We start from the raw sequence: 23,700 nt of genomic DNA on the forward strand, positions 1-23,700 counted from the left end.
TGTCGGCGCAGGTACTACACTAATAAGTTAAGCGTAAATAAATCAGAACAAGAATGAACTGCTTGAAAACAGACATCAGAACCAGAGATAGATATCCCGCCAGGAGACATGACGTCGAAGGCCCTCAAGAATCTACTGTAGAGCCCATTATCTGCTGGACGTAGATCGGTATTACCCACTATGAATATACCTCACACCAATAATATCCTCTTCGTCGACAGTGACCCCAACCAACTGCAAGCACTCAAGCGAACCTTACGCACCCATAAGGAGATGTGGCAAATATACTATCGTGCAGATGCCCCTAGCGCTTTAGAGCTACTGCAGCAATACCCCATTGACATCATTGTCAGCGAAACCCAGCTAAATGGCATGGAGGGTTCCTCTTTATTGAAAGAGGTTCAGTCTAAGTTTCCCAGCACCACACGCCTGCTTTTTTCAGGTCAGGCACTACGGACACCCGCCCAGGAAGTTGTCCAACATGCCCACCAGTTTATTGCCAAGCCCTGTGACTCACAGACCCTGATCAATACCCTTGAACAAGTACTGCTACTTCGCAGCCTGCTGAATAACCCGGCTATGGCTGAGATGATCAATAGCTTAGGCACACTCCCCAGTCTGCCTCAGAGCTACCAGCAAATAATCGAAGCCTTACAATCAGAGAATACCTCACTCGCTGACATTGGCGATATTGTCTCCCAGGACATCGGCATGTCGACCAAATTACTGCAAATGGTCAACTCCGCTTTTTTTGGATTGCCACAGCAGATTGGCTCAGCTCAACATGCGGTATCGCTATTGGGCATTGAGACGGTCACCAATCTGGCCCTTGGCGCCGGCATCTTCTCCCGACTTGATCAATCCACCATCGACACCTTTAAGCTGGAAACTCTATGGCAACATAGTCAGTTGGTCTCCGGGCTGGTTCGACACTTGGGGCTGGCAATAGGATTGAAGCGGCAGGAACTGGAGATCCCAGTAATGGCCGGCATGCTGCATGATCTGGGGAAACTACTATTAGCTTCGCAGAACAGCGAGGAATACAGTCGAATTTTCGAGCAGTCACTGCAACAGAATATACCCCTATTCGAGGCTGAAGCAGATGCCTTATGGTGCCACCATGCAGGTATTGGCGCCTATCTCATAGGGCTTTGGGGTTTGCCCTTTTCCGCGGTAGAGGCAGTGGCTCACCATCACAGTCATGAAAATCAATCACTGCAACGCTATGACTGCCTTCTGGTGTATGCCGCCAACCTGTTCAGTCACTGGCTAAGTGAAGACGAAGATCGACAATACTACGATCCTCAACACCTTCAAAACCTCTTGGGTGATGATACGTTTGGACGCTGGATTAATATTGCTCAGGAGTACCTTGATGGACAAACCACCTGAAAAAATCTTAATGGTGGATGATGACCGTAACCTTCTCGACTCATTCCGCAGGCAATTTCGTAAACGCCTCAACCTTGAGACCGCCACCAGTGGCGCAGATGGTGTGCAGGCCGTTAGAGACGGCGGACCTTTCGCGCTGGTTGTCTCTGATATGCAAATGCCAAATATGGATGGGGTTGAGTTTCTCTCACAAGTACGTGAACTCTCACCCAACACAGTGCGCATTATGCTGACAGGAAATGCCAATTTGGATGTCGCCATCGGCGCTGTGAATGATGGCAATATCTTTCGTTTCCTGAACAAACCGGTAGATACGGAAACCCTCTATGAAACGATCATCAACGGCATTAAACAGTACCGTCTGGTCACCAATGAGAAGGTGCTTTTAAACAAAACCCTGAAAGGTGCGGTTGACTTGCTGGCCGATGTACTCAGCATGGTCAATCCAGAGGCGTTCAGCCAATCATCCCGGATCAAACACCATGTAAGAAGCATCGTCCGAAGTCTTAGCCTGGTAGATGGCTGGCACTACGATTTAGCCGGTATGCTCTGCCAACTTGGTTTTGTCAGCCTACCTGATGATCTTATACGCAGAGCCATGGAGGGAGCAGATCTATCCCAAGCTGAGATTGCCCTCTATAACTCCCACCCTGATATGGGTGCCCGCTTACTCAAACATATACCCAGACTCGAAATCGTGGCCGAGATGATCAAACATCAAAATGACGATATCGGAAAAATAGAGATACAGGGAAAACTAAATAGCGATCAAAAGGCAATCCTTGGTGGCCAAATACTTAAGGTGGCCATTAATTACGACAAATTTCTGAATCTCGGCATGTCAGAAGATGAGGCCATAGAGCAGCTCAGGAATAGTCCGGAAAATTATGATCCCGCACTGGTTGAAATCCTTATACAGGGATCTAAAAACCGTAAAGTAGAAATCCTCAACCTGTCGATCAGTCAGCTTGAGCCCGACCTCATCGTCGACCAGCCAATCAAAACAATTGCTGGTGCGGTACTGGTCGCCAAAGGGCAGCCCATAAGTCAGGCAATGGTATTCAAGTTGAAAGCCGCCGATGAACGTGAAGTTATGCCAAAAACCACCATCAGGGTATTTCGCATCACACAACTTGATTAAGTTGAAGAACCTGAGAGAAACTCTAAGCTTGTTACCAGAAACCCTTAGCGATAGATCAATCTCAGAAACCCCAATGCTCATCAAGGTTTTGATTTACCACAAATTATCTCATTAAATTAAGAACTAACTTCCCTTGTTTTTGTTCTAGTTTGTGACTAGCCTTTATACATACACTACATATGAGTGTAGCTATTTTTAGTGGTACTCATTTTTGAGTAATCGTTGGCCCACTAGACATTGCCTCTACCGAGTAAGTGGATCTGCTTGATAATATAGAGGCATCCAAACGGATTTTATATTCGCTTACAATCTTTATCGCATTGCTGGGTTTGTTATCAAACAGCTCTGAGATACTGAGTCTTATCGAAATGTCATGGGAGGCCAAGTCCATCCTTTAGATCGACATAGGACTTGGTAATGAAGAGATATCCTAAAGTTAAAACCAGCGTTATATCTGCAACTCTAGCGTTATGTATAGCGCCAGCGGCCATAACATTTGCGGCCACCGACAAACATGCTGGTAAAGGCCACACTCCACACTGGGGATATGTGGGCGCAGGCAATCCCGCCGAGTGGGCCAGCTTATCCAGACAGTACCTGCTATGCAGCAGTGGAAAACGACAATCTCCAGTCAACATCTGGAGTGAAATCCCCGCCGATCTATATACCCTCAACTTCCAATACCAATCTATTCCCTTAGCCGTTTTAAACAATGGCCACACACTTCAGGCCAATTACAGCACAAGCGGTAAGCGCGAGACGGTTACTATTGGTGGCAAGTCTCACCCGGTAAAGAGCAATCCTGTCTACAACAGCACGCTAATGGTCGGTGATCACCCCTACAAACTGCTTCAGTTTCACTTCCACACACCCAGTGAACATGCACGTGAAGGGCAACGCTATCCAATGGAGGTACACCTTGTACATAAGAGTGCTGATGGTAACTTAGCGGTGGTTGGCATTTTCTTCAAACGAGGCAATGAAAACCCAACCCTTAGAAAAATACTCGACAACACATCTACTGAAATAAACAAGGTCAACCTGGTTCAGGCAACGACCATCAATGCTGCTGATTTACTACCCAGTAATCGGCAGCTGTTTCACTATAGCGGCTCATTGACCACACCCCCCTGCAGCGAGAACGTCAACTGGTTTGTCATGAAGACACCGATTGAAGTCTCGGACGCGCAAGTCAATCAGTTCAAAAACCTGATTGGCGAGAATGCCCGTCCACTACAGTCGATGCATTGGCGTTCAATGCTGACATCAGATTAAAAACCAGGTCAATGAGGTATCACCATGAACAATCCACTGAACAACCTTTCGCTGAGAACCAAGTTACTGGGTCTTGCTGGTATATTGATAGGCTTACTTATAATAAGCTCAACTTATGCCATCATCTCCATGAACAGCATTGGTAAAGAACTTATCACCATTGCTGAAGAGGATATTCCACTTACGGAAAAACTGACTGAAATAACCGTGCATCAACTGGAACAAGCCATCAATTTCGAACGTTCATTGCACTACGGAAGTATCTTAAAATATGAGGATAGTGCCCTGACACATTTTCGTGAATCGATAAAAGCCTTCGATGAAGGTACAGAGATGATTGAATCTGAAATCTTTGAGGCAGAACAAATTGCCAAAGAGGTTATAAAACACAGTACTGGTGAAATTCTCACGCAATTTACTGCAGTAAACAACACACTCAAAGAGGTTGAATCAAAGCATAAAGATTTTGTCACACATGCACATGAAGTCTTTGTTGCCCTTGCGGACGGAGATACGCACCACGCTGAAGAGTTGGCTGAAAAGGTAGAGCATGAAGAGGAGAATCTTGATAAAACTCTCGAAAATCTGCTGATTCAAATTGGCAAATTCACTGAAAACAGTGCCAAAAGTGCAGAAGCGCATGAACATAGTGCAGTTATAGCCCTTGGAGTAATTGCTGTGATAAGTGTGGCTTTAGGTCTGATCGTAAGCAGCCTGCTCTCCTCATCGATCATCAATGCAATTAAAAAAGCAACTCTCATTGCATCTGGCGATCTATCCAAGGAGATAGAGATCACCAGCAATGATGAAATCGGCGACCTGCTCAAGGCAATCAACGGCATGCGACTCAAGTTACTCGATATGCTGTCGGACATCTCTGGGACAACATCACAACTCTCCACAGCGTCAGAAGAGATGTCTGCCATAACCACCCAAACCAGTGAGACTATTCTCAGTCAGCGCTCAGAAACAGAGCAGGTTGCAACTGCTATGAATGAAATGACCGCTACTGTTCAACAGGTTGCAGCAAATATCAACCATACGGCGACAGCAACACACAATGCCAGTGATCAGACCAACGACGGCTCTCGCATTGTGCAGCGGGCGATTGCCCAAATTAATAAACTTGCCGATCAGGTTGAGGTCTCCTCCAATACAATCAATGAACTTGAGAGTCATAGTGAGGCCATTAACACTGTTATTGACGTTATCAAGGGTATCGCCGAGCAAACCAATCTATTGGCATTAAATGCTGCAATCGAAGCTGCCCGCGCGGGTGAACAGGGACGGGGATTTGCTGTAGTAGCGGATGAAGTTCGAACCCTGGCTGGACGCACACGAGAATCAACTGACGAAATCAACGATATGATTGAGAAACTCCAGGAGGGTTCACGTCAGGCTGTAGCAGTTATGGATCAAAGTCGACTGGAAGCAAAATCCGCTGTTGAATTAGCCACACAGACCGGGGAAGCTTTGAATTCAATCACACAGGCAGTTGAGCAGATCAATGAGATGTCGACTCAGATCGCAAGTGCGGCAGAGGAGCAGGGAGCCGTTGCCGAAGAGATAAATCAAAACATAGTCAAGATTAATGACATGTCTAACCAGACAGCAGACGGTGCCAGCGAAACGGCTACAGCGAGTCAGGATCTTGCGCGTATGGCAACAGAACTCCAAGCGATAGTAGAACAATTTACTGTAAAGTAAATTTCTTTTTTACTATGCAGAGATAGCTTTTGTCGGTTTTGCACAATCTATCTCCCATCAGTCAAATCAGGATTTGACTGATGGGAGATAGGCATCATCTGTAAAATCCCAAACTTAATCTGACAGTTTGGAAGAATGAGCTTTAATGTGACCGGACAATCATTGTTAGTGAGTTCGACGAACTTATTCAATCTTTGGGAAATCTTTCAAGCAACATTTTCCAGAAGGGTTGCTTGTTTCGCATGAACAGAGGCCAAGTTTTGTCTGTTGAACAACAAAATTCCTAACTGACGAATCTCCAATGAAGTCTTTCATTGTTATCCCGTAACAGTAGCAAAGCATAGATTCTTCTGAACTCGTCTTAATACCTACTTGGGTTCTTAAGTATGTCTTTGTAATAACTGAATTATCATTTGAGAAATAGACAACATCGCAATCAGGGTCATCACAAAAATAAAAAGTCTTGCCATCAGTATCTAATTCCCATGATTGCCGCACATGGTGAGTTACCGTTCTTGTAGAAATGCGCTTATATGATTTCCCATTAACAGGACATACATGCTTTTCCATATCAATAGAACCGGATTCAGAGGTAGTGCAGCAACAATTGCTCATTCAATAAATCTCCTATTAACCGTCAAATTAAGCCTGATCTCCTAGGCAATATCTGTCCATACAGCCATACACTTTCAGATTTTTTGGCTCTACCGCAACACTCCTGATTATTCAGGTAGAGCAGACAACGGTAAGCGCACAATAAAAGACGTACCTACACCCTCTTCTGTTTGAAATGAAATTTCACCGCCATGCTTGCTTACAATAATATCATGGGCAACCGCCAACCCCTGGCCTGTACCCTTTCCTACATCCTTAGTAGTAAAGAATGGATTAAACACATACGCTTGCGCTTCTTTGGGAATTCCTGTTCCACTATCTGAGACAACAATCTCAAACCAATCACTGTTAGTCGATGTGCTAATTTTTATTACCCCCTTGCTATCACATTCAGCAGCCTCGATTGCATGGGCGGCATTAACAATCAGATTTAGAAATACCTGTGAGATCTCTCCAGCAACACACATTACAGCAGCAAGCCCCTCTGAAAGGTGCAACTCTGTTTCAGCAACATACTTCCACTCATTTCTGCAGACAGTCAATGTATTAGTAATGATACGATTGATATCAGCAGGCTCTTTCTGGGCACTGCCTGGATGGGCAAACTCTTTCATTGCCGATACAATTCTTGCAACTTGCTCTGCACCGGTTATTGATTGCTCAATAGCATTTGGCGTCTCTTCCCTCAGATACTCCAAATCAATCTCATCTATCAACGACAGCAAATGATCTGCTTTTGGTTTCAGGCGCTCCTCTGATGCGGCTTCATTAAGTAATTCCCGATATGAGTCGAGCAGTTGAATGAAATCCTCATAACTATCTTTGAGAAAGCGAAGGTTATCTCCAACGTACTGAATCGGTGTATTGATCTCATGAGCAATACCACCTGCCAGTTGACCAACAGCTTCCATCTTGTGGGTCTGATTGAGTTCTCTCTCTAATCGTGCCTGTTCACTTTCAGCCTTTTTTCGCTCAGCTATATCACTGAACAGCACGACCACACCCTCAGATTGATCGTTCTCAATCAAAGGTGAGACTGAGAGTGATACATCCACAGGCTCACCCTGGCAGTTAAAAAAAAGATCCTCTTGATCTTTACGTACTCTGCCATCATTTATGGTATTTAATACTGCACTTTGATTGATATCAAAACCCTCTTCAATCCGTTTACCATAAACTTTATTTATAAAATCAGAACCTACTACCGCCTCACCATCCCAACCCAATATGTTGACTGATTCTGGATTTGCATAACTGACTCTACCCTTCTGGTCTAACACCACAAAACCTTCACTCATACTATTGGTAACGTCACTGAGGAACTGTTTTTGAGATTTCAACTCATATTGCGCAGCCTCCAGCAACCCCCAATGTTTTCGAAGTTGATACATAAAGAATATGCTTGTAAAAGAGATCAGCAGATATCCTATAAAATGCATAAACAGCATTGATTGTTTTGATGCAATATGTGAATCAACTATTGGTTTTTTTGCAATCTCTACGCTTATTCCACCTCTGACATCGCCCACTTTTGAGCTTTCATCACCATGGCATGCAAGACAGGTCTGCTGCATATATAGCGGCCCAATAAAACGAAAATAGTTTTCATCTGAGAACAGTACTGGATCTTTCTCAGTTTCAAAACCATTCAGCGCTACGCTCTCCCATCCATTTGCAAGATTTTCCGGATTTTTCGGCTTGTTTGATATAACACGATATTGAATATCCATGCTCTGCTGCTTAAATAACTCTGGCTGAGTCTGCATGATAATAGGGTTGATCTTGGTCATCCTTACCATTTGATACATCACTCGACCGCGATCATAGGCAATCTCTTCTATCGATGTATCAAAGCGGGTTACATTCCAACGAACAGAGAGGGAGACCACGACAAACCAGAAGATAAGCGGGAGTATCCAGTAGGATCGGGATTGCAGAAGTTTAATCAGCATTTTAGTCGCCTAAACCTTAGCCACCTTTTATAGTGAAAAGCACTCGTAAAAAGTAGAGGTTAAAAAAACACTTCATGCTATGCATGCTTTGTTTATCGAGGCTCGACGAAATTTTAATTGTCATTTATGCTGACACGGGGGTTAAAACCATTTTCCCCAACATGCTTCCCTGCTCAACTATTTGATGAGCCTGCGAAGCGCGCTCTAGCGGCAGTGTTTTATTTATCCTTATTTTAAGACAGCCGCTATCGATCATTTCCGCGCAGTCACAAAGTATAGCGACTTGATTTGCCCGTGCTTGAGGTAGATTTCGTAGCATAGGCGTTAGCATCAGGGTAAACCCTACACGAAGATTTCGGTTACGTGCCTCTTTCCAGTCGACTTCAGTTCCTGGGTCCAGTAGTGTCACCATATCACCATAATGCGCTGTGGCAGGTATCGATTCTTTGAATACCTGACCACCTACTGTATCCAACACCACATCCGCACCCCGTCCATCAGTCAGATCAAGAACTCTCTCTGCGAATCCACCTTCGTCATAGCGAATAATTTCATCAACACCCAACTCAGATACAAACGCCTCTTTTTCTGCACTCCGGACAGTCGTCAATACCCTGATACCGGCTTGTTTAGCTAACTGAATTGCCACATGACCTACTCCGCCGGCACCGGCATGAACCAATAGAGTCCGCTCTTCGGTCATTCTTGCACGGCCAAATATCGCTTCCCAGGCGGTTATCAGCACCAGGGGAGCTGCCGCTGCATGCTCAAAATCCAAAGCCGCTGGCTTTCTACAACAGACGACTTCATCAAGTACAGCATACTCAGCATAGTTACCCTGTAACCCTCCCAGACCACCGTTGCAGTACCAAACCTCATCACCAGGCCGAAACAGAGTGACTTCCTCACCCGTCTCAACAACCACACCTGAACCATCACATCCTAAAACTGCAGGCAGACCGTCATCTGTAAACACACCTCTGCTGCGCAGCTTTGTATCAACTGGGTTGACCCCTGCAGCCATGATTTTCACTTTGATGTCAGTGGGCTTCTCGATAACGGGCTCAGATATCTCCTCAACCGACAAAACATCTGGGCCACCCAGCTCCCGTAAAACTACAGCTCTCATCATCCCCTCCATACCATTGCTTATTCTTAATCACCAGGACTCAAATCCATTTTCATTTCCTGAAAACTACGTCTCTATTTTTTTTATTATTAATCTGAGTATAGGCGTCCTGTTCGATTCTGAATCCATTCCATACAATGGTGATATGATCTTGATCAAGAGTGACAGCTATCCAGCCTATCTCTAAAGAAGACCTTATGAAGTGCAAAAGCCTTACACGTGACTAGACTCTCGCGGGGCAAAATCGTTTATCATCTGCCAATAGTACAAATAAACATCGTTAACCCGCTTAAACATGAACACTCTTAAAGCCCTTAATGACCATCAATCCTTATTGAAACAGTGCCGGCGCTGCACCTCGATGATTGGCCCTGTCGTTGTTGGCAACGCTACCGTTTCACCACTCCTTCTTGTTGGTCAAGCCCCTGGAGACAAAGAGGGATCAGCAGGAAAACCCTTTGCCTGGACTGCGGGTAAAACACTTTTCAAATGGTTTGAAACTATTGGAATGGATGAGGAGCAGTTTCGAACTAGTGTCTATATGTCGGCAGTTTGCCGATGTTTTCCGGGAAAGAACCCAAAAGGCGGCGATCGAGTACCCAGTAGAGAAGAGATTGAAAACTGTCAACAATGGCTAAACTGTGAGTTGCAGCTACTGAAGCCTCAGTTGATTATTCCAGTAGGCAAGCTCGCGATATCACAGTTTATTACTGTGAATAAGCTGGTGGATATCATTGGAGTGCGTCATCGCATAACATTGGACAGTGGAGAGACCGACCTGATACCCCTACCCCATCCATCAGGTGCTTCAACCTGGCATCGCACACAACCCGGTAAGTCACTACTTGCTCAAGCATTGCAACTGATTGAGTCTCACCCTAGTTGGCCACTCGGTAAATTCGGTAACACTCAGAGGAAAAGTTAATGGCAGAAGAAATTGGCAAATTCACCATACATCTGGAACAGGAAGAGGATTATGCGTTCCGGGTAAAATTTGATCTGAAAAAAGCCCCTGATATCATCATGGATGAACCGCCTCCATTGGGTGAACGTAACGGACCAAACGCCTCACGCATGCTCGCTGCAGCTGCGGCGAACTGCCTCAGCGCCAGTCTGATGTTCTGCCTGGCGAAGGAAGATGTGCCTTCAAATGATGTAACTACTGAAGTGACCTGCACAATGGTTCGCAATGATAAGAAGCGCATAAGAGTAGGACGCTTGGACGTTCGAATCACTGCGGGTGATGAACTTCTCAGTTCAAAAAAGAGTGAGCGCTGTCTTTCACTTTTTGAAGATTTCTGCGTGGTAACAGCCAGCTTGAGGGACGGCATCCCTGTTGGGGTTGAAGTGGTCAATCAAGCGGGCGAACTGCTACACAAGGCCGAATAGCGTTCGACAACCTCTGATCAACGAAAAAAATGCCTCAACCCCTCACTCTCATCAGCAGTGGCTGGTTTTTCCAGCGCCTGTCTGAAACGAAAACGGATAAAAATCAGCGAAGAGAGCAACAGTAGCAAGGAGAGTGTTACCGCGATACCCAACCACAAGGTTCGCTGTGGTGCCAGCAAGGCATACTGTTGCTCTTGCAGCATTGCCACAACCAACCGATAGCTCTGCTCGTATCCATTCGATCCATAGGTAACAGTGCGGAAGCTGAAAATACCATCACTGTTGGCTATCTGATTCGATACGCTCTGCTGCATCAAAGCCCAGACCTCAGGATAAGTCTGATTGAATTTTTGGTAAGATTTTGCGGTGTCAGGAAATACAAAACCCCACTCCTGATCACTGCTGAAGCCACGCAAATAGTACCCCGAATCATTGAGTAACAACATATTCCCCTCGACCAGGTGAGCATGCCGCTCCAAATCATCAAATATATAACTCGCCAACGCATTGACAACCAGCAGCGCCTCTATTTCTCCATTTTCATCTTCGAGGGGGGTAACCAGACGTATCATTGGCTTATAGGGCAGTTCAACCTCCCCCCTTTCTATATTCAGGTCAATAGGCGACGCATAGATACCACCAGCCTCCAGGGTCAAGCCCTTCTGAAAATAGTAGCGATGAGATTTATCCTGCAGCAGGCGAGTGGTAACCCTGCTGGCTCCCAATGGGGTTCGATCTACACGTAAACGCTCAATACCCTGCAGGTCGAGTAATCTGACTTGATCATACAACTGCTTTTCTGCGACAAACATCTCCCAGTCAGCGGCAATACTGCTCAAAACCCTTTCATCATAACCTCCAATGGCCCTGACAATATCAGGATCGGATACCAACATTTTGATATCAGCCCGCAGGTCATTCCGCCGTTGCTCTAGAGCATACAGCGCACTGTCTACTGACAGTTCGGATAGCCCTTGCCAGCGCTCCTTCATATTGTTAACACTTAAGTTGTAACCCAACCAGAGGATGAGGTTGGCTATGAGTAGCAGTGGCAAGGCCATTAATAGCGCCAAACCACCCAAATGGAGTAGATTCTTAGTCGACAGTTTTGCTGAGTATACCATCCGCATTCCATGCGCTACGAGTAAGTGGGGAATACTGCTGCTTATTGAAAGTCCCAAAGCTGATTCCCATGATCCTTAGGGCCTCACTTAAGACATAGCACACAAATAGGATTTTTCACCCTAACATCTAGAAAAATGTAATAGTTGTTCACAATTACAGCTCTATTCAAGCAGGTTCAAAGCAATCTCAATAGTCATGGCAGTGATCAATTAGTGCTGAAAAGAGCATCGGTAAAAGCCTGAAGTCTTACTATTAACCCGGAGATAGGATAGCGACACTCAAACTGGATAGCAGACACCTGTCCCACCAAGGCCACAATAGCCTGCCGGGTTTTTCGCTAAATACTGCTGATGATAATCCTCAGCATAATAAAATGGGGGTGCGGGAATAATTTCAGTAGTGATAGGTGCAGTCGAGACCTGCCCAAGGGCATGTTGATAGTGCTCTCGCGATGTCTCGGCCAAACGCTTCTGCTCGTCATTAAAGGTGTAGATACCGGATCGATACTGGGTACCAACATCATTACCCTGTCGCATAACTTCAGTGGGATTATGTGACTCCCAAAATGTCTTCAATAGCGTCTGGAAATCGACTTTTTCCGGATCGTAGATCACCAGCACAGCTTCATTGTGTCCTGTCATCCCGCTACAGACCTCTTCGTAAGTGGGGTTGGGGGTCAGACCAGCAGCATAGCCCACGGCAGTCGAATAGACGCCAGCTAAACTCCAAAAACGGCGCTCAGCGCCCCAAAAACAGCCCATTCCAAACATTGCCTTCTGTAAACCTTCAGGAAAGGGGGCGGTAATGGTGTTTCCACTCACAAAATGTTTCGATTTAGGCTCTATAGGTGTGGCGCGACCAGGCAGTGCCTCCTCTTCAGAAGGCATTTTAGTTTTACGACCAAGTCCGAACATGAGATGTTCCTGTAAGAGTAATGCGGCTTGCCTGAAGCATCCGATAGGTAAAAATCCCAAAATCAGAGGATGCCGGGATATGCATAGACTATAGCGCCATACACAGCGATACCAACCACACAAAGATTGCGATTAACCCGTAGTCAGGGGGTTATCTGGATTACTCTTATACTAATCAGAGGAGGAAGTAGGCAGCTCCCGCAGAGGCAGCGACCAGTGCCCCCAGTAGAATCCAGATCATCTTACCGCCCGACTCCGGCTGCTGTTCCACGCTCTGTTGCGCAAAATGCTGTTCCAGCATCTGCTCTACCGTCTCGGTGGCGACGGAGTTTGATATCTCCTGGGAGACTTGTGTCGCGGTTTCATGAATATGAGCTTCAAGAGAGCCCTCGGTTATCACCCGAATGTGCTCAATCATATCGTTCTTTTCCGGAACCTGACTGAGAATACGCTCTTCCTGATCCTTGAGGCGGCTGTTGAAATCGTCTCTGAGTTCGCCAACCTGACTAAAAATCGTAGATTGAATCAACTCTTCAACATTGCGCTGATTAAGCTGCCTGACAAAGTCTTCCAGGTCGTGATTCACCTCTTCCACGATGCCCTTTTTAAGTGCGTCACTATCTATTTCCACAGGTTTATCGACATTGGCTGTCCGACTCACCAACTCTGAAACCATCGGTTCAAGCTTCTGCTCAAGATAGTCATGGATCATCGAACTGAGTCGTTGATCGAGAGACTCAGCGATAACTTTCTCGGCGAGATCCCGGGTAATCTGCTCTGCCGTTTGACGAGCCGCCTGCTCACCACTCTGTGCAGCAACTTCTTCGGCAATGCGCCGTACATCTGCTTCTGAAAGCCCTGCTACACCCTCAGTAGAGGCTGCAATCTCTGGAGAAACCTCAGATTGCTCATTTTCGAGTTCAGATTCGGCGGCTTTCGTTGCAGCAACTTCCTGCTGATGCGCATCGATCAAGTCGATGATCTCTCCCAGGCTCGCTTCTGTCGGGGGTTTCGCCAAAATGCCCAGTGCACCATGGTCGACGGCTGCACGTACATACTCATCACCCTCATTGGCGGTACACATGACGATCGGTGTGGTATCGAAACGGAGATCCTTCTTAATCTCAGTAATTGTTTCCAAACCATCAATGCCATCCATCAGGAAGTCGACGAATATGGCATCGGGTGTCAGCGACTTCAATCGCTCCAGGGCCTCTTCCCCCGATTCCGCCATTTCTACCTCATCGAAACCGCTTTTCTTCAACATACGGCTGAGTACAATGCGAGCAGATTTCGAATCATCTACAAGAAATGCTTGTTTTGACACGCTATTTATCCCTTATCGAAGGTTGGTATATTTGAAGCCGATATGCATTCCAGTGGAATATGAGCATAGATTATTGTTTGACTTTATCGGCTAACCACAAAGGAATCAAAAGTGAAGCCTTACCAAGCCTTAAACTCTACTCAACACTGAACTAATAATTAATCGAACTACGATAACCTATCCAGTTAAAATCCCAGTCAGAATCCTATCCCCGAGCAGTTCTAACCGCAACAAATCCTAATAGCGGCTCGCCTGTATCGGGTCAGCGTCTTATAATTGGCGACCGTTCACCATAAAACCTGAGTAGCTTGATGGCCAGCAAAACTCCGAAACACCCAGTCCACCCTATTGAATCCCTCTTACGTCAGCGCATTCTGATTCTCGACGGGGCAATGGGTACCATGATACAGCGCCACAATCTGAGTGAAGCTGATTATCGGGGGGAGCGTTTTAAAAATTGGCCTTGTGATCTCAAGGGTAATAATGATCTATTGACACTCTCCCAGCCCGAAATCATCCGAGACATCCATCAGGAGTACCTGGAGGCGGGTGCTGACATCCTGGAAACCAACACCTTCGGGGCTAACAGTGTCTCGATGGCCGACTATGATATGTCCTCCCTCGCCTATGAGATGAGTGAGGCGGGAGCAAAGCTGGCACGTGAAGCAGCCGATAAATACGCCACTCCTGACAAACCCCGGTTTGTCGCCGGTGTGCTTGGCCCAACCAACCGCACGGCATCTATCTCGCCGGATGTAAATGATCCAGGCACAAGAAATATATACTTTGACGAACTTGTCACTGCCTATACCGAGGCGGCCAGAGGCCTGATTGCCGGTGGCAGTGACCTGTTGCTGATCGAAACCATTTTCGACACCCTGAATGCCAAGGCTGCAGCCTTTGCCTGTGAGAAGGTCTTCGAAGAGGACGGAATACGTCTCCCAGTGATGATTTCAGGAACCATCACCGACCAATCCGGACGCACCCTCTCAGGCCAGACAACCGAAGCCTTCTATAACAGTCTACGCCATATCCAGCCCATCTCTATCGGCCTCAATTGCGCCTTAGGCCCCGACATGTTGCGCCAATATGTGGAAGAGATGTCCAATATCTCCGAAACCTTTGTCTCCGCCCACCCAAATGCTGGTCTACCCAACGAGTTTGGTGAATATGACCTGGATGCGGCACATATGGCCGAATATCTCAGTGAGTGGGCAGATGCTGGCTTCGTCAACATTGTCGGCGGCTGTTGCGGCACCACCCCTCAGCACATTCAGGCGATTGCCAATGCCCTGAAGGAGAAACCCCCTCGCCAATGCCCAGAGCTTGAGAAGCAGTGTCGTCTCTCCGGCCTGGAGCCCCTCAATATCGGAGCTGACTCACTATTCGTCAACATCGGCGAACGCGCCAACGTTACCGGTTCAGCCAAGTTCAAGCGACTGATTCTGAATGAAGAGTATGATGAAGCACTCGATATCTGCCGGGAGCAGGTTGAAAACGGGGCTCAGGTGGTAGACATCAACATGGACGAAGCGATGCTGGATGGCGTCTCTGCCATGCAGCGTTTCCTGAATCTCTGCGCGGGAGAGCCTGAAATCGCGAAAGTACCGGTGATGATCGACTCTTCAAAGTGGGAGATCATCGAAGCGGGACTAAAGTGCGTACAGGGCAAAGCCATCGTTAACTCGATCTCCCTGAAAGAGGGTGAGGAGAAATTCCTCCATCAGGCCAGCCTTTGCCGCCGTTATGGTGCCGCAATTATTGTTATGGCCTTTGATGAGCAGGGCCAGGCAGATACTCTGAAGAGAAAAGTTGAGATCTGCACCCGTGCCTACAAATTACTCACCGAACAGATCGGATTCCCCGCTGAAGAGATTATCTTCGATCCCAACATTTTTGCCATCGCCACGGGTATCGAAGAGCACAACAACTATGGCGTCGATTTCATTGAGGCCACTCGACAGATCAAGCAATCCCTGCCCCATGCGATGATTTCCGGTGGCGTCTCTAACGTCTCATTCTCATTTCGCGGTAACAACCCAGTACGCGAAGCTATTCACGCGGTGTTTCTCTACCACGCCATCCGTGAAGGGATGGATATGGGTATAGTCAATGCCGGCCAACTGGCTGTCTATGACGAGCTACCTGAAGATTTACGCAGCGCGGTGGAAGCCGTCGTACTCAACCTTGATCCTCTGGCCGGTGATCGGCTGGTGGAGCTGGCACCCCGCTATCAGGGCGACAACAGCCAATCGACCATCAAAGAGGATGCTGAATGGCGCTCCTGGCCAGTCAACAAACGTCTGCAACATGCTCTGGTGAAAGGGATCACCGAGTTTATAGAAGTGGATACAGAAGAAGCGCGGCAACATGTCACAAAGACCCTGGAGGTCATCGAAGGTCCTTTGATGGATGGCATGAACCAGGTGGGTGACCTGTTCGGAGCTGGCAAGATGTTCCTGCCTCAGGTTGTAAAATCTGCACGAGTGATGAAGAAGTCAGTGGCCTACCTTGAGCCCTACCTGGAAGCTGAAAAGGCGGGTTGCGCGGTGCAGGCCCAAGGCAAAATTTTAATGGCTACCGTTAAGGGGGATGTACACGATATTGGTAAGAATATCGTCGGTGTCGTACTTCAATGCAACAACTATGAGGTTATCGATATTGGCGTGATGGTTTCAGCCGATACCATTCTGCAGACAGCAAAAGAGAGAAATGTCGATTTGATCGGTCTTTCCGGCCTGATCACCCCCTCTCTGGATGAGATGGTACACGTTGCCAGGGAGATGCAGCGGCTGGGCATGAGCCAGCCCCTGATGATTGGAGGGGCAACCACCTCTATTGCCCACACAGCAGTAAAAATAGAGCCTCAATATGATCACCCGGTGGTTTATGTCCCGGATGCTTCCCGGGCTGTTTCAGTCGCCTCCAATCTGCTCTCAGATGAGCATCGGGGCGCCTATGTCGATCAATTGCGTGAAGAGTACGAAACTGTACGGCAGCGTCGTGCGGCAGCCAATGAGACTAGAAACCTGATTCCCCTGACTCAGGCCAGAGAGAATCCAACACCTATAGACTGGCAGGCATTCACCCCCCATACCCCCAATATTTGCCGATCAGACTATCAGCCCCCGGCTGGCGCCAGAGTTCTTCCCCTGACTGACGAGGATAAGAGCGGGGATCATCCGGCGAGAATGGTACTTTTAGAGGATATCCCTATTGCAGAACTGACTGCCTATATCGATTGGACCTTCTTTTTTCATGCCTGGCAGCTGAAGGGCCGATATCCGCAAATCCTTCAGGATCCGGCAAAAGGGGTAGAGGCAGGCAAGCTGTTTGACGATGCCCAGCAGATGCTGAAACAGATTGTCGACGAAAAGTGGCTTCGAGCCTCTGCTCTGGTTGGGCTCTTCCCTGCCAATGCTGAAGCTGATGATATCAATATCTATGGGGACGAGAGTCGCTCTGCAATTTTGACCAGGCTGCACAATCTGAGGAAACAGGGACGCCAGCCGAAGGGTAAATACAATGAGTGCCTGGCGGATTTCATCGCTCCTGAAACATCCAACCAAAAAGATTATCTGGGCGCCTTTGTCTCTACTGCCGGGATTGGTATCGATGCCAAGCTCGACGAATTCGAAAAAGAGCATGACGACTACCAGGCAATTATGCTCAAAGCCCTTGCAGACAGACTGGCGGAAGCGCTGGCTGAATGGCTGCATGAACAGGTACGTAAGGATTTCTGGGGTTATGCTGCAGAGGAATCCCTCAACAATGATGAATTGATTGCTGAAGCCTACTCCGGTATCCGACCTGCGATGGGATATCCTGCCAGCCCTGACCATACTGAGAAAGATCTCCTCTGGTCACTGCTATCGGCGCAGGAGAACACCGGTATCTGGCTCACTGAAAGTAAAGCAATGGTGCCCACAGCGTCGGTCAGTGGCCTCTATTTCAGCCATCCACAGGCGAGATACTTTGCAGTAGGAAAAGTGAATCGGGATCAGGTCGAAGAGTATGCTGCCCGCAAAGGTATCTCTTTAGCTGAGATCGAGCGCTGGCTGGCGCCAAATTTGGCTTATACGCCTCAGAATTAGAAATTTCGTGATGCGGCTGATGGGCGGCAGTGGAAGCCTGCCCATGCTGGGCGTACACAAGGCTTTCAGCCCGGCTCACTATCACTCTTTAGGGGAGCATATGCACATCGGCCGACTGTTACCAAACATTATGGTATTCAGCGCGTTGAACCAGAGTTAATGCCACCCTTGCGCTGAAACCATGAGGCTAGGGCCTGTTAACACTAATCGAATCGGCCCTAGCACTTTTTAAAGTATCTGCTCTAATTCAAATCAACTTTGCCTTGCTTATCCAGTGGAATCTGAAACTCACCCAGCAGAGGGGTATCACCTGATGCATCCAATGAGCCACCAAGTTCATAGCTTAGACCGGAACCACCAATAAATGCACCATATAGACCTCTGCCCGCTTGCATCAAATCAAGTGAAAGGGGGATTTTAATCCGACCTTTTCCCCGCTGATCGATCTTCATCGATTGTGAAAGCACACCACCACCCACATCGATACCATTCAATTTGAGTTGGTAGTCAAGTTTATCGAGTATTACCGCGAATCGGTTCGGATTTGCCACCTCCAACTCGACCATCAACTCCGCCTTCTGCAGAGTCAGACGCTCTACATCCACATCACTGACCTTCACATCAGGTATTTTTGGAATAGGCATCCGCCCTTGATAGTTAACAGGCAGACGTATCCGTCCCAGTAGCGGAACATCCAAACCAAGCCCCAGGTCAATCTCATAGGGAACTTCATCCTGTTTGAGCAGTTGGCCATATTGCTGCAGTAACTGTTCAAACTCCATTCTGACCGGTAATTTAACCTGGCTGGGACCGTTCGCCGCCAAACTTACTCCCATCCCTTGTTCACCTTTAAGGAAGGAGTGATTCGATAGCTTCAGATCATAATCCAGGCGATCCAATGCAATTTTCACCGGATTAGGGTTATCGACCTGCAGATCAAAAATCAGATCGATGCCATCGATATCAAGTCCGGAGAGTTTAACGCCCTTCACCTCAGCGGTAGGCTGTTGTCCAGTGATGATCTGTTCAGCCTGCTCGAGGGTAGAACACCCCTGAAATATCAACAAGGACATTAAGGTGATGATATAGGGGAATTGCTTAACCATAGTCGTGTTCCGTCTTAAAAAAATGATCGCAAATATCTTGCATAGGTAATGGGTACTTCTATTGTTAAAGTTCTGAAGAGACCCTTTTGTAGGCCTATTACAATAAGACGCGCCTTCTGACTACAAACACAGCCAAGCCTAATAGTACCACTCCAAGATCCAAGGCACCTCCGCCACCGTGATAGTGACCGTCATCATCGCGGTAACTGTCTTCCAACGGTAGCAGAGCAAGGTCCTGATCATCATAGGGGCCATATTCACTCACCCACAGTTCATCATCAGCATCATAAAGCTCAATCAACACATCATAATATCCACTGGGATATCCATCCAGCAAACGGGTAACAACCTCATAGTCGTCATCTGTGCGATCTGTGTCGATCGGAAACGTCTCTGTGGTGTAGTAGTGGTTCCAGGGCCCACCCTCAAGACTGAGATAGAGCTTCGCATAGACCCATGCACGACCGCTGGAGACATCAGGATCGAAGGTCACGCTCAAACGATGGTAATAACCATCATCATCATCGTCTCGACTGATTACAGTATGAGCATCGAAGATCGAAAAACCCAAGCCGGCATGCTGAGTTGTAATCAGTTGCCGGTTCAGGCTCTTCAGGCGATCACCTGTAACTGACATTGGCTCATGAATTTCAATCTCAGCCTGATCGAGCTTTTCTACCAGAGCCTTTGGCTCTGCAGCCACAAAACCCTCAACAGACTGACTCAAACGCTCAGTGGCAGTCTCGGCCAGAACACCCTCTCCAGTCACTAGTAAAACAGCGAATATCATTGCCTTTGTCATATTCATAACAGGCTCTCCACAAATGATTAGTGATCGCGATGACGTCTGCGACGATCATGATCGCGTCCATGCTTATGACGGTCACGATGACGATATCCATGGCTATCGCTGCGACGATAGTCACGATGGCGGTAACGATCGTATCGGTGGCTATGGTGGTGGCCATAATTGTGGATGTGACCATAGTGCAATCCGAGTAACACCCCACCCAGTAATCCATGCGGTACGTCGTGCGCCTGGGCTGCAGGTGCCAGCATCATCGAAGTGGATAGGATTGTCCCCAGTGCCAGTGCTTTTAATTTCGAACTCATTTGAAGCCTCCATTGGTTTGAGCTTGTAGTTAAGCTTAAGGAGGCTTGGCTGAACGAAAGCTGAATGGCCTGGAGATGTATAGGCTCCATATCCGATGTTGGTTATAGGAGAGAACGCCTTCCCTGTAGATCTCCTCTACAGATAGCGGAACAATAACCGTTACATCGCCGAGTCATGAAAGTGCGATGTGTAGGGTGCCGGCCCTGCCGCACCACTCTGCCTGTTCGTATTCATTCCCATGCTGGAACGCGGGAATGAGGGAAAAGAGGCTGAATACTTCACAGTCTCTCTTAGTGGGATCGAAGAAAATGGATTCTGATACATAGTTCAAAAAGGTGCGGCAGGGTCACACCCTTCTACGTTTCAACATGGTTTTTGGTGGGGCATGGCCCCACCCTACTCCAAACTGGATCATGATAAGTGCGATGTGTAGGGTGCTGGCCCTGCCGCACCACTCTGACTGTTCGTATTCATTTCCATGCTGGAACACGGGAACATGGGAAAAGAGGCTGAATACTTCACAGTCTCTCTTAGAGGGATAGAAGAATATGGATTCTGATACATAGTTCAAAAAGGTGCGGCAGAGCTGCACCCTTCTACGTTTCAACATGGCTTTTGGTGGGGCATGGCCCCACCCTACCCTAAACTGGGTCATGATAAGTGCGATGTGTAGGGTGCTGGCCCTGCCGCACCACTCTGACTGTTCGTATTCATTCCCACTCTGGAGCGTGGGAACGAGGAAATAGATAGACTTCGATTTAAAATCAGAAAAGGTGCAGTTGGGCAATACCCTTCATTTTTTTATCTATTCCTCCGGAATCAAGCCATTGCGCTTCAGCACCTTGCTTATTTTTTTCCCTTGCCCCAACAAGCGGGAGAGGTCGGCAAATCCCGGCACTACACCATCTGCCAGCTTCATCTCCCACTCATCCAACTCTGTTTCAAGGTAGATGAGCAGTTTACTTGAACAGCCTTGACAGGAATCACCACACCGATCTTCACTATTCAGATCAAACGGTAGGGTCGCTCTGATCTGCTCAATCAGTTGGCGCATCGCAATTTGGGTATTGGGCTTTCTCTCAGTCACGAGCAGATCCACATTGATAACACTGGATATACTTATCAGATAAAAAGTATTACGACACTCAGGGCAACAAGAATGGCTCAGAACAAGCCCTATACAGCCTGCACTTGTTTTAGTTGCACTTTTTACCCAGCTCCTGTCTGCGTTTCTTACCTTTTTTCAGTTGTGCCTGAACAACCTTCAACTCCGTTTTCAAGCGTTTATACTTACTCGAGTTTTTCTCATTTTCCAGCTTACCTTGCAGGCGCTTCTGTTTCTTCTCAAGCTGGATCAGTAACTCATCGATTCGGTCACATTTTACCTTATCCGAAAGCTCTGCCTTTTTGAGCTTTTTTTTCAGATTTTGAAGCAGACTTTCTATTTTCATAAGTCAAACCTTCAGAACGGGGTTATTTACATAAAAGCATCTTTACTATCTCAATATTGCTGAGATACGAAAAAAGTAACGTTACTCTTCCGCTACTTCTGACTCCTCTGCTTCTTCTGCCTCTTCCGGAGTGAGGACAGTTTTCGCCATACGTTTTGCGAAATAGTAGATACGCTTCTGTTTTTCGATAATATCAACTTCAGTAGTGTATGCGGCAATCCTGTTGGGTTCTTCTGCAACCAACCGTGCCGCTTGATGCTGTGTCGCAGAACTGGCCAGAGCCGTAATCTCGTCCTTCATAGCCACCACCGCATGGGCGACCTCAGTATTGATCTGGGATACCGATTGAATGGCACCATCAACCGATCTTACAATCACCCGGTGAAACTCCTGTAATACAATTCTAGTCGGTTCACTGATAGAGAACCCAACCTTGATACGCTCATGCCCAAGGGCTACCAGATTCGTTTCTATGGTGTCACCTATATTTTCGAGGTCACCAACCGCCTCCATCAAACTCAGCAGTTCATCCGTTTGATTGTCTGACAGGCTCTGTTTACTGATTCTGCCTAAATAGTCGAGGATCTGCTCATATAGGATATCCACCTCATCATCCAGTTGAGCCACAGCATCCAGTGACTCACGACTTCCGCTGATGATCGCCGGCATTATCCTGTTAAGCATGGCTTGCACCTTCTCCCCCATATGCAGTACTTCAAGGCGAACTCGATCCAAAGCCAAGGAAGGTGTACTCAACAACTCTTCATCCAGATATTTTGCACTGACAGCGATTCCCTCCTCCTCAATCAGGCGCTCAGGAATCAAGTATTCGACCACTCTGGCAAACTGGGATGTGAACCAGATAAATATCAGGGTATTGGAGATATTGAATAGTGTATGGGCGTTTGCAATCTGGCGAGGGGTCTCTGCCCCCAGACGTTCAATCCCTGAGAGTTCTGGGTGTGATGGAGAAAATGAGACCACGAATTCTGCCAGTTGAGGTATAAACATGATCCATAGGACTACACCCAACACATTAAAAATCACATGCACCATTGCTGCACGTACTGCTTCCCTGGGTTTGCCAATTGAAGCAAGCATTGCTGTGACGCAGGTGCCGATATTCGCACCAAAGGCCAGTGCTATTCCTGCCGGCAGGGTTATAAACCCCTGACTGGCCATGACGATGACAATACCTGTTGTCGCTGAGGAGGATTGAATCAATCCGGTAAAAGCTGCTGCGACGAGAATCCCTATCATCGGACTCTCCATACTGATCATCAGATCCAAAAAGGGCTGGTAGGTCCTGAGCGGCTTCATAGCGTCACTCATGACACTCATACCGAAAAACACAAGCCCCAAACCCATGATCATGCCGCCATACTGTTTGATGCGATCTTGCTTGGAGATAAACAACATGCTGAATCCGACACCAATCATCAGCAAGGCCGCTTTGGTCACCTTGAAAGCGACAATCTGGGCGGTAATCGTGGTGCCAATGTTGGCCCCCATGATGACCCCAATCGATTGAGAGAAGGTCATTAATCCTGCGGTAATGAATCCAACCACAAGCACGGTTGTCACAGATGAGGATTGAATTATCGCAGTAACAAAGGCACCTGTTGCAGCCCCCATAACCTTATTGCTGGTCAACTTTGCGAGAATGCCCTTCATTCGCTCGCCAGCAACTGCCTTTAGAGCATCGGCCATCTGCTCCATGCCAAATAGAAAGAGGGCAAGCCCACCAAACAGCTTCATGCCCATAACACCCCATTCGATGTTCTGTTCGGCAGCTGAAGCCGCAAATACCGGGAGTGCAAAAAAAGCCATCACACCACACAGAAAGAGCAGTAATAATCGCTTTGGATTCAAATCGTTAAATTGCCAGATCATTTTAGAAAACATAGTTATATCTCATTCAACAACAGGCCGATACAACTATTAAAATCAAGCTGTAGGAGTGTTGTAT

Annotated in this window: 18 protein-coding genes and 2 pseudogenes; 8 read left to right on the forward strand and 12 right to left on the reverse strand. The window is 47.3% G+C overall.

The window, feature by feature from the left end; translation table 11 throughout:
- Window positions 1–180 precede the first annotated feature (180 nt).
- The 5 genes and pseudogenes from AC4IE7_RS06245 (at window position 181) to AC4IE7_RS06265 (ending at window position 5,515) form a co-directional block, all read left to right on the forward strand.
- Window positions 181–1,392 carry an HDOD domain-containing protein gene (locus tag AC4IE7_RS06245; RefSeq protein ID WP_490775953.1) on the forward strand — a complete coding sequence of 404 codons (1,212 nt, stop codon included), beginning with the start codon at window positions 181–183 and terminating at the stop codon, window positions 1,390–1,392.
- 10 nt (window positions 1,393–1,402) lie between these two features.
- Window positions 1,403–1,717, forward strand: a pseudogene (locus AC4IE7_RS06250) (response regulator); the annotation flags it as partial.
- 102 nt (window positions 1,718–1,819) lie between these two features.
- A pseudogene (locus AC4IE7_RS06255) lies at window positions 1,820–2,533 on the forward strand (HD domain-containing phosphohydrolase); the annotation flags it as partial.
- Between the two features lie 417 nt (window positions 2,534–2,950).
- Entirely contained in the window at window positions 2,951–3,808 is an 858-nt protein-coding gene (locus AC4IE7_RS06260) for a carbonic anhydrase (RefSeq protein ID WP_490775954.1), read from the forward strand.
- Window positions 3,809–3,832: 24 nt separating this feature from the next.
- Complete coding sequence (locus tag AC4IE7_RS06265) at window positions 3,833–5,515, forward strand: methyl-accepting chemotaxis protein (RefSeq protein WP_490775955.1); 1,683 nt, start codon at window positions 3,833–3,835, stop codon at window positions 5,513–5,515.
- 183 nt (window positions 5,516–5,698) lie between these two features.
- Here AC4IE7_RS06265 and AC4IE7_RS06270 read toward each other — a convergent pair whose 3' ends face one another.
- The 3 genes from AC4IE7_RS06270 to AC4IE7_RS06280 all read right to left on the reverse strand — a co-directional run bounded on the left by AC4IE7_RS06270 (window position 5,699) and on the right by AC4IE7_RS06280 (window position 9,214).
- Window positions 5,699–6,130, reverse strand: coding sequence for a putative iron-sulfur cluster-binding metallochaperone (locus AC4IE7_RS06270; RefSeq protein ID WP_490775956.1), 432 nt, complete (start codon window positions 6,128–6,130; stop codon window positions 5,699–5,701).
- Window positions 6,131–6,237: 107 nt separating this feature from the next.
- Window positions 6,238–8,082, reverse strand: a complete 1,845-nt coding sequence (locus AC4IE7_RS06275; RefSeq protein ID WP_490775957.1) for an ATP-binding protein — start codon at window positions 8,080–8,082, stop codon at window positions 6,238–6,240.
- 124 nt (window positions 8,083–8,206) lie between these two features.
- A complete protein-coding gene (locus AC4IE7_RS06280; RefSeq protein WP_490775958.1) occupies window positions 8,207–9,214 on the reverse strand; it encodes a zinc-binding dehydrogenase in 1,008 nt (335 codons plus the stop codon).
- 292 nt (window positions 9,215–9,506) lie between these two features.
- On the opposite strand from AC4IE7_RS06280, the gene AC4IE7_RS06285 reads away from it, so the two are divergent.
- Entirely contained in the window at window positions 9,507–10,136 is a 630-nt protein-coding gene (locus AC4IE7_RS06285) for a uracil-DNA glycosylase family protein (RefSeq protein WP_490775959.1), read from the forward strand.
- A complete protein-coding gene (locus tag AC4IE7_RS06290; protein WP_490775960.1) occupies window positions 10,136–10,600 on the forward strand; it encodes an OsmC family protein in 465 nt (154 codons plus the stop codon). The genes AC4IE7_RS06285 and AC4IE7_RS06290 overlap by 1 nt, the downstream gene beginning before the upstream one ends.
- 17 nt (window positions 10,601–10,617) lie before the next feature.
- On the opposite strand, the gene AC4IE7_RS06295 is transcribed toward AC4IE7_RS06290, so the two are convergent.
- From AC4IE7_RS06295 to AC4IE7_RS06305, 3 genes are all read right to left on the reverse strand, one after another.
- Window positions 10,618–11,724 (reverse strand): hypothetical protein, encoded by a 1,107-nt coding sequence (locus AC4IE7_RS06295; protein ID WP_490775961.1) that lies wholly within the window; start codon window positions 11,722–11,724, stop codon window positions 10,618–10,620.
- A gap of 279 nt (window positions 11,725–12,003) precedes the next feature.
- Window positions 12,004–12,639, reverse strand: a complete 636-nt coding sequence (msrA, locus tag AC4IE7_RS06300) for a peptide-methionine (S)-S-oxide reductase MsrA (protein WP_490775962.1) — start codon at window positions 12,637–12,639, stop codon at window positions 12,004–12,006.
- 175 nt (window positions 12,640–12,814) lie between these two features.
- Window positions 12,815–13,966: a response regulator gene (locus tag AC4IE7_RS06305; RefSeq protein WP_490775963.1), complete on the reverse strand. Its 1,152-nt coding sequence runs from the start codon at window positions 13,964–13,966 to the stop codon at window positions 12,815–12,817.
- Between the two features lie 311 nt (window positions 13,967–14,277).
- On the opposite strand from AC4IE7_RS06305, the gene metH reads away from it, so the two are divergent.
- Window positions 14,278–18,060, forward strand: a complete 3,783-nt coding sequence (gene metH / locus AC4IE7_RS06310) for a methionine synthase (protein WP_490775964.1) — start codon at window positions 14,278–14,280, stop codon at window positions 18,058–18,060.
- 242 nt (window positions 18,061–18,302) lie between these two features.
- On the opposite strand, the gene AC4IE7_RS06315 is transcribed toward metH, so the two are convergent.
- From AC4IE7_RS06315 to AC4IE7_RS06340, 6 genes are all read right to left on the reverse strand, one after another.
- Window positions 18,303–19,166 (reverse strand): LEA/WHy family protein, encoded by an 864-nt coding sequence (locus tag AC4IE7_RS06315; protein WP_490775965.1) that lies wholly within the window; start codon window positions 19,164–19,166, stop codon window positions 18,303–18,305.
- Between the two features lie 97 nt (window positions 19,167–19,263).
- Complete coding sequence (locus AC4IE7_RS06320) at window positions 19,264–19,974, reverse strand: choice-of-anchor H family protein (RefSeq protein WP_490775966.1); 711 nt, start codon at window positions 19,972–19,974, stop codon at window positions 19,264–19,266.
- A 20-nt stretch (window positions 19,975–19,994) separates the two neighbouring features.
- The gene (locus AC4IE7_RS06325) at window positions 19,995–20,279 is read right to left on the reverse strand and encodes a hypothetical protein (protein WP_490775967.1); all 285 of its coding nucleotides are present in this window, start codon (window positions 20,277–20,279) and stop codon (window positions 19,995–19,997) included.
- An 806-nt stretch (window positions 20,280–21,085) separates the two neighbouring features.
- On the reverse strand, window positions 21,086–21,367 hold the full coding sequence (locus tag AC4IE7_RS06330) for a hypothetical protein (protein WP_490775968.1): 282 nt from the start codon (window positions 21,365–21,367) through the stop codon (window positions 21,086–21,088).
- Window positions 21,368–21,476: 109 nt separating this feature from the next.
- Window positions 21,477–21,731, reverse strand: coding sequence for a hypothetical protein (locus tag AC4IE7_RS06335; RefSeq protein ID WP_490775969.1), 255 nt, complete (start codon window positions 21,729–21,731; stop codon window positions 21,477–21,479).
- A gap of 81 nt (window positions 21,732–21,812) precedes the next feature.
- Window positions 21,813–23,624 carry a Na/Pi cotransporter family protein gene (locus tag AC4IE7_RS06340; protein WP_490775970.1) on the reverse strand — a complete coding sequence of 604 codons (1,812 nt, stop codon included), beginning with the start codon at window positions 23,622–23,624 and terminating at the stop codon, window positions 21,813–21,815.
- Between the last annotated feature and the right edge of the window lie 76 nt (window positions 23,625–23,700).

The organism is Candidatus Thiodiazotropha sp. AKAK3, from assembly GCF_058244645.1.

Excerpts from the sequence above, each read along its gene's own strand:
- AC4IE7_RS06245 (WP_490775953.1), top strand. The coding sequence starts at position 181 with ATGAATATACCTCACACCAATAATATCCTCTTCGTCGACAGTGACCCC.
- AC4IE7_RS06260 (WP_490775954.1), top strand. The coding sequence starts at position 2,951 with ATGAAGAGATATCCTAAAGTTAAAACCAGCGTTATATCTGCAACTCTA.
- AC4IE7_RS06265 (WP_490775955.1), top strand. The coding sequence starts at position 3,833 with ATGAACAATCCACTGAACAACCTTTCGCTGAGAACCAAGTTACTGGGT.
- AC4IE7_RS06270 (WP_490775956.1), bottom strand. The coding sequence starts at position 6,130 with ATGAGCAATTGTTGCTGCACTACCTCTGAATCCGGTTCTATTGATATG.
- AC4IE7_RS06275 (WP_490775957.1), bottom strand. The coding sequence starts at position 8,082 with ATGCTGATTAAACTTCTGCAATCCCGATCCTACTGGATACTCCCGCTT.
- AC4IE7_RS06280 (WP_490775958.1), bottom strand. The coding sequence starts at position 9,214 with ATGATGAGAGCTGTAGTTTTACGGGAGCTGGGTGGCCCAGATGTTTTG.
- AC4IE7_RS06285 (WP_490775959.1), top strand. The coding sequence starts at position 9,507 with ATGAACACTCTTAAAGCCCTTAATGACCATCAATCCTTATTGAAACAG.
- AC4IE7_RS06290 (WP_490775960.1), top strand. The coding sequence starts at position 10,136 with ATGGCAGAAGAAATTGGCAAATTCACCATACATCTGGAACAGGAAGAG.
- AC4IE7_RS06295 (WP_490775961.1), bottom strand. The coding sequence starts at position 11,724 with ATGGTATACTCAGCAAAACTGTCGACTAAGAATCTACTCCATTTGGGT.
- msrA (WP_490775962.1), bottom strand. The coding sequence starts at position 12,639 with ATGTTCGGACTTGGTCGTAAAACTAAAATGCCTTCTGAAGAGGAGGCA.
- metH (WP_490775964.1), top strand. The coding sequence starts at position 14,278 with ATGGCCAGCAAAACTCCGAAACACCCAGTCCACCCTATTGAATCCCTC.
- AC4IE7_RS06315 (WP_490775965.1), bottom strand. The coding sequence starts at position 19,166 with ATGGTTAAGCAATTCCCCTATATCATCACCTTAATGTCCTTGTTGATA.
- AC4IE7_RS06320 (WP_490775966.1), bottom strand. The coding sequence starts at position 19,974 with ATGAATATGACAAAGGCAATGATATTCGCTGTTTTACTAGTGACTGGA.
- AC4IE7_RS06325 (WP_490775967.1), bottom strand. The coding sequence starts at position 20,279 with ATGAGTTCGAAATTAAAAGCACTGGCACTGGGGACAATCCTATCCACT.
- AC4IE7_RS06335 (WP_490775969.1), bottom strand. The coding sequence starts at position 21,731 with ATGAAAATAGAAAGTCTGCTTCAAAATCTGAAAAAAAAGCTCAAAAAG.
- AC4IE7_RS06340 (WP_490775970.1), bottom strand. The coding sequence starts at position 23,624 with ATGATCTGGCAATTTAACGATTTGAATCCAAAGCGATTATTACTGCTC.